Annotated in this window: 10 protein-coding genes; 4 read left to right on the top strand and 6 right to left on the bottom strand. The window is 56.9% G+C overall.

Annotated features, from left to right (window positions below; all coding sequences use genetic code 11):
• Nucleotides 1–45 precede the first annotated feature (45 nt).
• The 3 genes from ftsN to priA all read right to left on the bottom strand — a co-directional run bounded on the left by ftsN (nucleotide 46) and on the right by priA (nucleotide 4,484).
• The gene (gene ftsN, locus FHC49_RS05325; protein ID WP_220439078.1) at nucleotides 46–1,017 is read right to left on the bottom strand and encodes a cell division protein FtsN; all 972 of its coding nucleotides are present in this window, start codon (nucleotides 1,015–1,017) and stop codon (nucleotides 46–48) included.
• 98 nt (nucleotides 1,018–1,115) lie between these two features.
• Nucleotides 1,116–2,138, bottom strand: coding sequence for a DNA-binding transcriptional regulator CytR (cytR, locus tag FHC49_RS05330; RefSeq protein WP_185668808.1), 1,023 nt, complete (start codon nucleotides 2,136–2,138; stop codon nucleotides 1,116–1,118).
• A gap of 150 nt (nucleotides 2,139–2,288) precedes the next feature.
• Entirely contained in the window at nucleotides 2,289–4,484 is a 2,196-nt protein-coding gene (priA, locus tag FHC49_RS05335) for a primosomal protein N' (protein ID WP_220439080.1), read from the bottom strand.
• 197 nt (nucleotides 4,485–4,681) lie between these two features.
• Here priA and rpmE point away from each other — a divergent pair, with 197 nt between their 5' ends.
• Together rpmE and FHC49_RS05345 are read left to right on the top strand one after the other, a co-directional pair.
• Entirely contained in the window at nucleotides 4,682–4,894 is a 213-nt protein-coding gene (gene rpmE, locus FHC49_RS05340; RefSeq protein ID WP_185668806.1) for a 50S ribosomal protein L31, read from the top strand.
• 55 nt (nucleotides 4,895–4,949) lie between these two features.
• The gene (locus tag FHC49_RS05345; protein ID WP_220439081.1) at nucleotides 4,950–5,141 is read left to right on the top strand and encodes a hypothetical protein; all 192 of its coding nucleotides are present in this window, start codon (nucleotides 4,950–4,952) and stop codon (nucleotides 5,139–5,141) included.
• Nucleotides 5,142–5,202: 61 nt separating this feature from the next.
• Here the strand turns inward: FHC49_RS05345 and metJ are convergent, their stop codons facing one another.
• Entirely contained in the window at nucleotides 5,203–5,520 is a 318-nt protein-coding gene (metJ, locus tag FHC49_RS05350) for a met regulon transcriptional regulator MetJ (RefSeq protein WP_012907792.1), read from the bottom strand.
• A gap of 260 nt (nucleotides 5,521–5,780) precedes the next feature.
• Between metJ and metB the strand changes: the two genes are divergently transcribed.
• Both metB and FHC49_RS05360 read left to right on the top strand, forming a co-directional pair.
• Nucleotides 5,781–6,941: a cystathionine gamma-synthase gene (gene metB / locus FHC49_RS05355; RefSeq protein WP_185668805.1), complete on the top strand. Its 1,161-nt coding sequence runs from the start codon at nucleotides 5,781–5,783 to the stop codon at nucleotides 6,939–6,941.
• 2 nt (nucleotides 6,942–6,943) lie between these two features.
• On the top strand, nucleotides 6,944–9,376 hold the full coding sequence (locus FHC49_RS05360) for a bifunctional aspartate kinase/homoserine dehydrogenase II (RefSeq protein ID WP_220439083.1): 2,433 nt from the start codon (nucleotides 6,944–6,946) through the stop codon (nucleotides 9,374–9,376).
• Nucleotides 9,377–9,416: 40 nt separating this feature from the next.
• Here FHC49_RS05360 and malI read toward each other — a convergent pair whose 3' ends face one another.
• Nucleotides 9,417–10,433 carry a Mal regulon transcriptional regulator MalI gene (gene malI, locus FHC49_RS05365; protein WP_220439085.1) on the bottom strand — a complete coding sequence of 339 codons (1,017 nt, stop codon included), beginning with the start codon at nucleotides 10,431–10,433 and terminating at the stop codon, nucleotides 9,417–9,419.
• An 89-nt stretch (nucleotides 10,434–10,522) separates the two neighbouring features.
• Nucleotides 10,523–12,022, bottom strand: coding sequence for a PTS transporter subunit EIIC (locus FHC49_RS05370; protein WP_185668802.1), 1,500 nt, complete (start codon nucleotides 12,020–12,022; stop codon nucleotides 10,523–10,525).
• Nucleotides 12,023–12,330 lie beyond the last annotated feature (308 nt).

Genomic DNA, 12,330 nt, shown 5'->3' on the forward strand with positions numbered 1-12,330 from the left:
GTACGGGGCAGAATGTAAGTATAGATGGGGGGGTTTTTGGGGGTTTCAACCCCCGGAGGCGAGCCTAATGCAGTTTCCGTGACCTGCCAGCTTCAGACGGGCGATGGTGTTATCGACGTTCTCTTTGCCTTTGACCGGGCCGATGACCACGCGATTCCAGCCGTTGTTGGTGGTGATTCTGGAATCAAAGCCTTCAAACGCCAGCTGCGCACGAACGGTTTCCGCCTGCTCGGCACCTTTGAAGGAACCGCACTGTACCATCCAGCGGCGATCGTCTTTTTTCTCTGGCTTCGGCGGCGGCGTGACTTCACGCACTTCCGGGATACCGTTATTGTTCTGCGCTTTTGGCTGCGAGGCGGCGGTGTGCGCTGGCGTCTGCAACAGATCCTGATACGGCGCCTTGTTAGAGACCGTGGCCTTAGGTGGCTGCTGGGTCTGGGTTTGACGCGGTTGCTGAACCGGCGGCGCGGTGCGCGTTTGCGGCTGCTGCACAACCTGCTGCTGTGACCACTGCTGTTGCTGAGCCTGCTGCGCCAGACGCTGGCGCTGCAAGGTTTGCTGGCGCTGTTCCGGCGTTTGTTCGTTCCACGGCACTTCCGTCAGCTGTGTTGGCTGCTGGCGCATATCCGCCTGCATCTGGGCCAACAGCTGGCGCTGCTCGTCGGTAAGCTGATTCGGGTTGATCACTTCTCCGCCTGCTGACGGTTCGGTTGGCGCACGCACGCCCGGCTGGCGACTCTCCAGCTCTTTGATATAGCGCCAGCGCTCTTCCGGTTTCGGCGGAAGGCCGTTCCCGGTTACCTGACGGCCCTGGAGCGCTTCGGACTCTTCTTTTTTATGATGCGTGATGAAGTACAAACCGCCGATAAAGGCGACGACGACTGCAGCAGCAATCGCCACCATGGCAGGAGAGACGGCCGGAAAGTTACTTTGTTTTTTCCGTGTATTCCGTGAAGCGCTGTTCTTGCGCCGCGAAGGTGCCTGTTGGCTGCGGCGTACATAGTCTCGTTGTGCCACTATCGTTTCGCTGTCTTTTTCCGTTAGTTAGCCCGACATGTTACTTAAGCGACGGGGCTTTGACCAGACAAGCAAGTCTTAAAGCTCCCGGCTTTACATCAAATTTTGCTTGTGCTGCCGCGAATGATCAGTTCGCAATCAAGTAGACGCGAACCGCTATCAACAAACTGCCCGCTCAGCTGGTTCAGCAGCAGCAGCATGGCTTCACGACCAATATCAAAACGCGGCTGGGCAACTGTGGTGAGCGGCGGGTCGCAAAACTCTGCCAGTGAAATGTTATCGAAGCCAATAATGGACAGATCGTCCGGCACTTTCAGCCCCTGACGTTTAGCGTAAGAGAGTGCGCCGAGCGCCATAATATCGCTGTGGCAGAAGATGGCGGTTGGCGGTTGCGGCAGCGCCAGCAGCTGTTCCAGCGCGTTGGCGCCGGCTTCGTAGGTAAAGTTGCCACGGGCGATGTAGTGAGGGTCAACGGTGATACCGCAGCGACGTAGCGCCTGCACGTAGCCTTGCAGACGATAATGGCACAGCGGCATCTCTTCCGGCCCGGCGATACAGGCGATGCGCTGGTGGCCGAGTTCGTGAAGATAGTTAACGGCATCGAACGAGGCGGTGAGGTTGTCGATATGTACCGTAGGCAGCCCCAGCTCCGGAGCAAATTCGTTAGCCATCACCATCGGCGGCAGGTTGCGCTGCTCTTCAATACTGGCATCAAACGGCAGACGCGAGCCCAGCAGCAGCATGCCGTCAATTTGCTTGGTGATGATTAAATCGATGAAGGTTTTTTCCTGCTGGTTCTGATGCGCGCAGTCGCCAATCAGTACCAGGTAGCCCTGTGCTGCGGCGGTGACCTCGATCCCGCGGATCACTTCGCTAAAGAAGGGATCGCAGATATCCGGGACGATGACCAGAATCGTGCGCGATTCATTACGCTTCATGTTACGCCCCTGCATCTGCGGGAGGTAACCCACTTCCAGGGCGGCCTGCTCAACGCGGTTACGCGTCGCCTGCGAGACTTTCTCGGGGTTCATCAATGCACGAGATACGGTTGCCGTAGAGACATTCGCTTGTAGGGCAACATCCTTCATGGTTGCGGCAACAACCGGTTTTTTAGCCTTCACCTGATTTTCTCCTCGCTAACTGGCGCAGGCACGTCCTATGTGACCTGACATCTGACACACTTTTATCAGATAGTTAGGGGGATCCGTTACAGAATTTTCATCAGAAATGTGATGTTTGTTTGATTTCTAGATCCGGCTCGCAACTCTGCATTAACCTTCGATAGGGTCAACGTCGAGAACCCACTTCACCTTACGGGATTCCGGCAGCGTATTGATAAGCGCCAGACTGGCCGTGACGATGTGCTGCAGGCGAATGCGTGAGGGATGTTGCAGCAGTATCTGCCAGCGGTAGCGGCCGCCGCGCTTCGGCGCTAACGCCGGAACCGGGCCAATCACCCACAGCTTTTCGTCCGCCAGCGGGCTGGCCTGTATCAGATTACGCAGCTGCTGCAGGAAGACCGGTGCCTGCTGGTTGTTATGATCTTCAGCGCGAATCAGCACATGGCTGGTGTACGGCGGCAGCTGCATGGTCTGGCGTTCGGCCAGCGCCTGCTCGGCAAAGGCGTTATAGCCTTTATAGAGCAGCGTTTGCAGCAGCGGGTGGTCAGGATGGTGCGTCTGCAGAACCACTTCGCCCTGCTTACCCGCACGCCCCGCGCGGCCAGAGACCTGGGTATAAAGTTGGGCAAAGCGTTCCGCCGAGCGGAAATCGGCGGAGAAGAGCGCGCCGTCAACGTCCAGCAGGGCTACCAGCGTCACGTCCGGGAAGTGGTGGCCTTTCGCCAGCATCTGGGTGCCAATCAGGATACGCGCGCCGCCGCGATGGACTTCCGCCAGATGCTGCTCCAGCGCACCTTTGCGGCTGGTGGTATCGCGGTCGATACGTGATAGCGGCACGCCGGGGAACATCGGCGCCAGCACCTGCTCCAACTGTTCCGTTCCCAGACCCACCGGCACCATGTGCGTCGAGCCGCAGGAAGGGCACTGGCGCGGGATCGGACGCTGGCTGTCGCAGTGGTGACAGCGCAGATGATGCTGTGCCTGGTGCAGGGTGTAGTAACTGTCGCAACGTGGGCATTCGGCAATCCAGCCGCAGTCGTGGCACAGCAGCGTAGGCGCGAATCCCCGGCGGTTGAGGAACAAAATAACCTGGTTGTCGGCCTGCAAATGCTGACGCATGCGGTTGATCAGCGCCGGTGAGAGCCCGGCCTGTAGCTGCTGACCTTTTAAATCGAGCACGTGCTGCGTTGCCGGGCGTGCGTTGCCCGCGCGGCGAGTTAAACGTAGCAGGTGATATTTATGCTGGCGTACGTTGAGCAATGTCTCCAGCGCTGGCGTGGCCGAACCGAGAATTATCGGGATCTGTTCGCTGTGGGCGCGCCATACCGCGAGGTCGCGGGCGTGATAACGCCAACCTTCCTGCTGTTTATAGGAGCTATCGTGCTCTTCGTCGATGACGATCACGCCGAGATTCTTAAACGGTGTAAACAGCGAGGAGCGGGTGCCAATGACAATCGCGGCTTCGCCGCTCTTTGCCTTGAGCCAGGCGGCCATACGTTCGCTGTCGTTCAGCGCCGAGTGCAGCACTTCGACAGGCGCATTAAAGCGCTCGCGGAAGCGCGCGATGGTTTGCGGCGTCAGGCCGATTTCCGGCACCATCACCAGCGCCTGTTTGCCCTGCGCCAGCACGTTTTCCAGCACGCTAAGATAGACTTCCGTCTTCCCGGAGCCAGTGATCCCTTCCAGCAGCCAGGCGGAGAACGCATCGGACGCGCTATGAATCGCGCCTACCGCCGTGGCCTGCTCGGTGTTGAGCCGCAGGCGTTCGCCCGGCACCGAGTAGCTGGTGCGCCAATCGGTGGTTTCCGGCGCAATACTGCCCAGTTCGCAAAGCCCTTTGGTACGCAGCGACTGCATCGCGCTTTCATTAAATTCCAGCTCCGCCACCTGGTGACGCCAGATTTTACCCTGACGCAGCGCGGCCAACGCCTGTTGCTGCTTTGGTGAGCGCTTGAGCGTGTTGATATCGACGGCCTGACCCTGCTCGGTGGCAAACCAGAACCACTGCGGCGTCGCGCTGGCGGGTTTGCCCTGACGCAGCAGAATTGGCAGCGCGTGGAACAGCACATCGCCAATTGGGTGATGATAATAGTCCGCCGCCCAAAGCAGCAGTCGCCAGACGGAGGTAGAAAAGACCGGCTCGCCGTCCAGCACCTCAATCACCGCTTTCAGTTCATCGCGCGGGAGTTCGCTGCTTTCGTTGACCGAGACCACGATGCCAACGCGCTCTTGTTTGCCAAACGGCACGCGCACGCGACAGCCCGCTTTAGCGCTGAAAGCGTCAGGCAGCAGGTAGTCAAACGTACGGGGCAATGGAACAGGCAGGGCAACGTGAGCAACGGGCATGTTTTCTTCCTGACTTGAAATCTGGCGAGACAGTATACACATTGTAGGAGTGCGGATCAGTTTGCATCTGCTGGTCAAATTCTGTATGATTCGCCGCCTTTGATACATCTTTGTATCACTGACCTATACTATTAACATCGCGTGGTGTCTGGCGTTAGGGCTGGAAGAGCGACGCGGCCTTAACCGAGGTTTTCCCCATGAAAAAAGATATTCACCCGAAATACGAAGAAATTACTGCAACTTGTTCTTGCGGTAACATCATGAAAATCCGCTCTACCGTAGGTCACGATCTGAACCTGGACGTGTGCGGTAAATGCCACCCGTTCTATACTGGCAAGCAGCGTGATGTTGCTACCGGTGGCCGTGTTGACCGCTTCAACAAGCGTTTCAGCATCCCAGGCAGCAAGTAAGTTGCCTAACGAAAAAAGCGCCTCAGGGCGCTTTTTTTGTCTCTGAATTCCGGCAATGTCCGATTTTTTTGTGATGCACATCACGAAATTATTGCGCCGCACTGCGGATAAGCTTATTATTTGCCCATCAAACGACCACAAAGTAACGATGGGTAAAGGTGTGACTATGCTGACCGCAATCAAAAACGTTTTTGTTTCTTACCTGATCTCTATGTCTGAACTGCATCCTGAAGTAACACGCTTCTAAGACGCTGAAAAAATTCGAAAAAAAAGCAGAAATTACTTTCTGCTTTTTTTATGCCTGCCAATCAGTATTCCCACGTCTCCGGGTCAATCCCCAGCTCACGCATAATTTCTTTTGCCGCTTCCGGAATTTCATCGCTGCGCTCTTTACGCAGGTCTTCATCGTTAGGTAACGGTTGACCGGTAAATGCATGCAGGAACGCTTCACACAGCAGTTCGCTGTTGGTGGCGTGACGCAGGTTGTTCACCTGACGACGCGTGCGTTCATCGGTGAGGATCTTCAACACCTTCAGAGGAATGGAAACCGTAATTTTTTTTACTTGCTCACTCTTCTTACCGTGCTCAGCGTATGGGCTGATATATTCGCCGCTCCATTCAGCCATGAGATACCTTTAATCCTCTAGTCATAAGTTAACAGGCCGGGTTACGGCCGTGATCGCGCGTAGTTTACCGTAGAGAGGCCTGATGTGACACGAGCTTAGGCTTCGCAGATGTGCGCTAATGCGTATAATTTTAACGGCTATTTGCCAATAGCTCAATCTATACGCAAAGAAGTTTAGAAGTCTAGATGTATTGACGGCTATGACAACAATGTTTACTCTGGGGTCTGACTTTTCACAGACCTTGCCAGGAACGAATCCTCATGACCCGTAAACAGGCCACCATCGCAGTGCGTAGCGGATTAAATGACGACGAGCAGTATGGTTGTGTTGTCCCGCCGATTCATCTTTCCAGTACCTATAACTTTACCGGCTTTAACGAGCCGCGTGCGCATGACTACTCTCGTCGCGGCAACCCGACGCGTGACGTGGTTCAGCGGGCGCTGGCCGAGCTGGAAGGGGGCGCAGGCGCGGTTCTGACCAACACGGGCATGTCGGCGATTCACCTGGTAACCACCGTATTCCTCAAGCCTGGCGACCTGCTGGTGGCGCCACACGACTGCTACGGCGGCAGCTACCGTCTGTTCGACAGCCTGGCTAAACGCGGCTGCTATCGCGTGCTGTTTGTCGATCAGGGCAATGATGAAGCGTTAAAAGCGGCGCTGGCTGAAAAACCGAAGCTGGTGCTGGTGGAAAGCCCAAGCAACCCGCTGCTGCGCGTGGTGGATATTGCGAAAATCTGCCAGCTGGCGCGTGAAGCTGGCGCGACGAGCGTGGTGGATAACACCTTCCTGAGCCCGGCGCTGCAAAATCCGCTGGCGCTGGGCGCGGATCTGGTCCTGCACTCCTGCACCAAATACCTGAACGGTCACTCTGACGTGGTGGCGGGTGTGGTGATTGCAAAAGATCCTGAAACGGTCACGGAACTGGCATGGTGGGCGAATAATATCGGCGTCACCGGCGGCGCGTTCGACAGCTATCTGCTGCTGCGCGGTCTGCGCACGCTGGTACCACGTATGGACGTGGCGCAGCGCAATGCCCAGGCGATTGTCGACTTCCTGAAAACCCAGCCGCTGGTGAAAAAGCTGTATCATCCTTCTCTGCCGGATAACCAGGGGCATGAAATTGCCGCTCGCCAGCAGAAAGGTTTTGGTGCGATGCTGAGCTTTGAACTGAACGGTGATGAACAGACGCTGCGTCGCTTCCTGAGCGGGCTGTCACTTTTCACGCTGGCGGAATCGCTGGGTGGGGTTGAAAGCCTGATTTCTCACGCGGCGACCATGACCCACGCGGGCATGGCCCCGGAAGCGCGCGCGGCCGCAGGTATTTCTGAGACGCTGCTGCGTATCTCAACCGGTATTGAAGATAGCCAGGACTTAATTGCCGATCTGGAAAATGGATTCCGGGTCGCAGCCGAGGGGTAAACATGAGTGTGATTGCGCAGGCAGGGGCGAATGAGCGTCAGCTGCATAAATTTGGTGGAAGTAGTCTGGCGGATGTGAAGTGTTACCTGCGCGTTGCCGGCATTATGACTGAGTACTCTCAGCCCGGCGATATGATGGTCGTTTCCGCCGCAGGGAGCACCACCAACCAGCTGATTAGCTGGCTGAAGCTCAGCCAGACCGATCGCCTTTCTGCGCATCAGGTTCAGCAGACGCTGCGCCGCTATCAGTCTGAGCTGATTAGCGGCCTGCTGCCTGCCGAAATTGCCGACGGCATGATTGCTGATTTTATTCATGACCTGGAGCGTCTGGCCGAGCTTTTAGATAACGGCGTAAGCGACGCGGTGTATGCGGAGGTGGTTGGTCACGGTGAAGTGTGGTCGGCTCGTCTGATGGCGGAAGTCCTTAAGCTGCAAGGTCTGGACGCCGCATGGCTGGATGCGCGCGCGTTCTTACGCGCCGAGCGCTCCGCGCAGCCGCAGGTAGACGAAGGCCTCTCTTATCCGCTGCTGCAACAGCTTCTGGCACAGCATCCGGGTAAACGTCTGGTGGTGACCGGCTTTATCAGCCGCAACAACGCGGGTGAAACCGTGCTGCTGGGGCGTAACGGCTCGGACTACTCCGCGACGCAAATCGGCGCGCTGGCGGGGGTTTCCCGCGTCACCATCTGGAGCGACGTGGCCGGGGTGTACAGCGCCGACCCGCGTAAAGTCAAAGATGCCTGCCTGCTGCCGCTGCTGCGTCTGGACGAAGCCAGCGAGCTGGCGCGTCTTGCCGCCCCGGTGCTGCACGCCCGTACGCTGCAGCCAGTTTCCGGCAGCGATATCGACCTGCAATTACGCTGTAGCTATTCGCCGGATCAGGGTTCGACGCGCATTGAGCGCGTGCTCGCTTCCGGCACCGGTGCGCGTATCGTCACCAGCCATGATGATGTCTGTCTGATTGAGTTCCGCGTTCCGGCAAGCCAGGACTTTAAGCTGGCGCATAAAGAAATCGACCAATTACTCAAGCGCGCACAGATTCGCCCACTAGCGGTAGGCGTGCACGCTGACCATAAGCTGCTGCAGTTCTGCTACACCTCAGAAGTGGCCGACAGTGCGCTGAAAATTCTTGATGAAGCGGGCCTGCCTGGCGAGCTTCGCCTGCGCCAGGGTCTGGCGCTGGTGGCGATGGTGGGCGCGGGCGTCACCCGTAACCCGCTGCATTGCCACCGTTTCTGGCAGCAACTGAAAGGCCAGCCGGTTGAGTTTACCTGGCAGTCGGAAGAGGGTATCAGCCTGGTCGCCGTGCTACGTGCGGGGCCAACTGAAAGCCTGATTCAGGGCCTGCACCAGTCGCTGTTCCGCGCGGAAAAGCGTATCGGCCTGATGCTGTTCGGTAAAGGTAACATTGGTTCCCGCTGGCTGGAGCTGTTTGCCCGTGAGCAGAGCACGCTCTCTGCCCGCACCGGCTTTGAGTTTGTGCTGGCCGGGGTGGTGGATAGTCGCCGCAGCCTGCTGAACTATGAAGGGCTGGATGCCAGCCGCGCGTTGGCCTTCTTCGACGATGAAGCCATCGAGCAGGATGAAGAGTCGCTGTTCCTGTGGATGCGCGCCCACCCGTACGACGATCTCGTGGTGCTGGACGTGACCGCCAGTCCGCAGCTGGCCGATCAGTATCTTGATTTCGCCAGCCACGGTTTCCACGTGATCAGCGCCAACAAACTGGCCGGGGCCAGCAGCAGCGATAAATATCGCCAGATACACGACGCGTTCGATAAAACTGGCCGCCACTGGCTGTATAACGCGACCGTCGGCGCAGGTCTGCCGGTGAACCACACTGTGCGTGATTTGATCGATAGCGGCGACAGCATTCTGGCCATTAGCGGTATCTTCTCCGGCACGCTCTCCTGGCTGTTCCTGCAGTTCGACGGCAGCGTGCCGTTTACCGAGCTGGTGGATCAGGCCTGGCAGCAGGGGCTGACCGAGCCCGATCCGCGCGTCGATCTTTCCGGTAAAGACGTGATGCGCAAGCTGGTGATTCTGGCGCGCGAAGCGGGCTATGACATCGAGCCGGATCAGGTCCGCGTAGAGTCTCTGGTGCCTGCGCACTGCGAAGAGGGCTCAATCGACCACTTCTTTGAAAATGGCGATGAGCTGAACGAGCAGATGCTCCAGCGCCTGGAAGCGGCGCAGGAGATGGGTCTGGTGCTGCGTTACGTGGCGCGGTTTGATGCGAACGGTAAAGCCCGCGTTGGGGTGGAAGCCGTGCGTCAGGAACACCCGCTGGCGTCGCTGCTGCCGTGCGATAACGTCTTTGCGATTGAAAGCCGCTGGTACCGCGATAACCCGCTGGTGATTCGCGGGCCGGGAGCTGGTCGCGATGTGACGGCTGGGGCAATTCAGTCGGATATTAACCGTCTGGCGCAGTTACTGTAGCTTTGGTTGCCGGATGGCGCTGCGCCGTCCGGCACCTCTCTCAGGCTGACTCGCGCGTCACCAACTGACCGGAAAGCGTAATCGACTGATTCTCTAACGCAGGCTCTTTGAGTTTGCGGATCATCAGCGTTGCCGCCTGCCGCCCGCTCTCTTCGCTGGCGGAAGAGACATAGGTAAAGGCCGGTGAGGTGAGGTTGATGTGCAGCATATCTTCAAAGCCAATCAGCGCGACCTGCTGCGTCAGAAAGACATCTTTACCTACCGTACGCCCCACCTTATGAATCCCATCAATACAGCCGATTAGGGCATCCGGTGAATGACAGAGCAGCGCGGTAATGGCGTTGTTGTTTTCTAGCAGTTGGCGCGTGGCTACGCTTGCAGCATAGGTATCGTTGCCGCAGGCAGGGCTGAACTCTTCGCGATAGCCGATCCCAAGACGGGTGAGGGTGCTGCGAAAACCCATCAGACGTTGCTGGCGGATGAGATCGTTTTCCAGGCCACCGAGATAGGCAATATAGCGATGACCGCGTTCCAGCAGATAGCGTGTCGCGAGGCTAGCTGCCTGTTGGTTATCGCGTAATACCCGATTGCACTCGTCTTTAATCGGCGACTGCGAAACGACGACCAGCGGCAGCGGGCACTGGCGAATTTGCGCAGGCAGAGTGTCGCTGCGGACATCGGATGCCAGATAAATCACACCAGCAACGCCTTGCTGCTTAAACGACAGCAGGCAGCGCTCGAGGTGTTCATGTTCGTTCAGCGGCTGGCCGAGAAAGACCATGTAGCCCTGCGCTTCCAGCTCCTGCACGATGCTTGCCATCACTTTGATGGAAAAGCTGTCGCTGAAGTCGCGGAGGATCAGACCAATCAGGTTAGAGGTATTCGAACGGAGGTTAGCGGCGGCGACGTTGTGAACGTAGCCCAGCTCATGAATGGCGGCCTGCACTTTTTCGATGGTGGCATCGGAGATTTTGCCTTTCTGGCGAAGCACCAGCGACACGGTGGAGACGGAAACGCCCGCCCGTTTTGCCACATCAATTATGCTGACCTTCTTCAAAAATCACTCCCTGAGCCGCTACGTCATTTGCAGAAAACAAAGAGGCTCCCATCAGGGACGGGAACCTCCAACCGCTTATAATCTTATGATTATTTGCCAATCATCGTCGACATGGTTTCCGCGATAAATTGCGCTCGGGCGCCAAATATCACCTGAATGCCGTGATCGCCGACGAAAACGACCCCGCGAGCACCAATATTATTCAGCCCATCTTTGTCCACCGGCCCTTTATCCGCCACTTCAAGACGCAGGCGGGTAATGCAGGAGCCTACGGACGCGATGTTATGCTCGCCGCCCAGCAGGTCGATAATTTCCGTTGCCAGGTCTTCATCAGTTTTGTCGTTGGCGCTGACCGTGGTTTCCGTGCGGCCCGGCGTTTTGACGTCGAAACGGCGAATCACAAAGCGGAAAGTGAAGTAGTAAATCAGCCCCATCGGAATACCGACGATAATCGCATTCAGGAAGTTGGTCTGATAGCCGTTGAACGACGGCAGGATCCCGAAGGAGATGTAGTCGATAAGCCCGGCCGAGAACGACTTGGCGATATGCGCATGCAGCAGGTACATCACCATGTAGGAGAGACCGGCCATGATGGCGTTGAAGACGTAGAGAATCGGCGCCACAAAGATAAAGGTGAACTCAACCGGTTCGGTGATCCCGGTCAGGAAGCAGGTCAGCGCGGCGGAGAACAGAATACCGGCGGCGATTTTTTTATTCTTGGTATGTGCTTCATGGTACATCGCCAGACAGGCAGCAGGCAGCGCGAACAGCATCAGCGGGAACTCGCCCTGCATGAATTTACCGGCGTTCTGGTAGGTATCGCTGCTGAAGGATTTCACCCCTTCTTCCAGCATTTTGAACCAGATAGTCTGGTCACCGTGGATCACCTGACCGGCGTGGGTGGTGTAGTCGCCGAATGAATACCAGAAAGACGGATACCAGATGTGGTGCAGGCCAAGCGGAATCAGCGCACGTTCAACCAGACCGAAGATAAAGGTCGAGGCCGCCTGGTTATCACCGTTGATCACCACCGACAGCGCGTCGATACCCGCCTGAATGTGCTGCCAGATGTACGGCAGAATCAAGCCGAGGGCGAACGATAGCAGCGCGGTGGCAATCGCCACGAAGCGTTTGCCGGAGAAGAAGCCAAGGAATTCAGGCAGCTGCATTTTGTGGAAGCGGTTAAAGCACCACGCTGCCAGGATGCCACAAATCAGGCCGCCAAAGACGCCCATCTGCAGGGTAGGAATACCCACCACCATGGCGTATTTCCCGCCTTGCGCCGCCATTTCCGGCGTAATGCCAAGCACGGTACTAATGGTGATGTTGGTAACAAACACGGAGACGGCGGCAGATAGCGCCGCGATGCCGGATTCGGAGGCCAGGCCGACGGCAGAGCCGATGGCAAACAGCATTGGCAGGTTGTCGAAGATAATCCCACCGGCGTTCATCATCAGCGGCAGATGGAATTTATCCCCGAACGCCAGCAGCAAGCCCGCAGCGGGCAGAAGCGAGATCGGCAGCATCAACGCGCGGCCAATCATCGACAGTTTGGAAAGCGATTTAACAACACTTTGAATCAGACTCATACTGATTTCCCCCGATAGACGCCTCTTCGTGCGTGCTTTTAGTAACCCTGTTTATATTAGGTATAACGTTATAGTAGAACGTTCTACTTATCGTGAAACAAGTCATTAACGTCTGCAATGGAATTTTTGCGTAGTAGGCAGATGCGTGAAAAATATGAGATCTAGTTCTCAAATTTTATGCCATAGTGAAAGTGTGGTTTATGTGACCAGACGAAGAGCGTCTGAGAGGGTAGCCAAACTATTTATGTGCGGAAAACGGCCTTCTGACAGCACAGCCTGCTCCATTCACCGTGGAGATGAATATTTTT

Source organism: Kluyvera sp. EC_51 (genome assembly GCF_019584505.1).
In the GTDB taxonomy this organism is placed as follows: domain Bacteria; phylum Pseudomonadota; class Gammaproteobacteria; order Enterobacterales; family Enterobacteriaceae; genus Kluyvera; species Kluyvera sichuanensis.

Coding starts and splice junctions, on each gene's coding strand:
- priA (WP_220439080.1), bottom strand. CDS start 4,484: ATGCCCGTTGCTCACGTTGCCCTGCCTGTTCCATTGCCCCGTACGTTT.
- rpmE (WP_185668806.1), top strand. CDS start 4,682: ATGAAAAAAGATATTCACCCGAAATACGAAGAAATTACTGCAACTTGT.
- FHC49_RS05345 (WP_220439081.1), top strand. CDS start 4,950: ATGTCCGATTTTTTTGTGATGCACATCACGAAATTATTGCGCCGCACT.
- metJ (WP_012907792.1), bottom strand. CDS start 5,520: ATGGCTGAATGGAGCGGCGAATATATCAGCCCATACGCTGAGCACGGT.
- metB (WP_185668805.1), top strand. CDS start 5,781: ATGACCCGTAAACAGGCCACCATCGCAGTGCGTAGCGGATTAAATGAC.
- FHC49_RS05360 (WP_220439083.1), top strand. CDS start 6,944: ATGAGTGTGATTGCGCAGGCAGGGGCGAATGAGCGTCAGCTGCATAAA.
- FHC49_RS05370 (WP_185668802.1), bottom strand. CDS start 12,022: ATGAGTCTGATTCAAAGTGTTGTTAAATCGCTTTCCAAACTGTCGATG.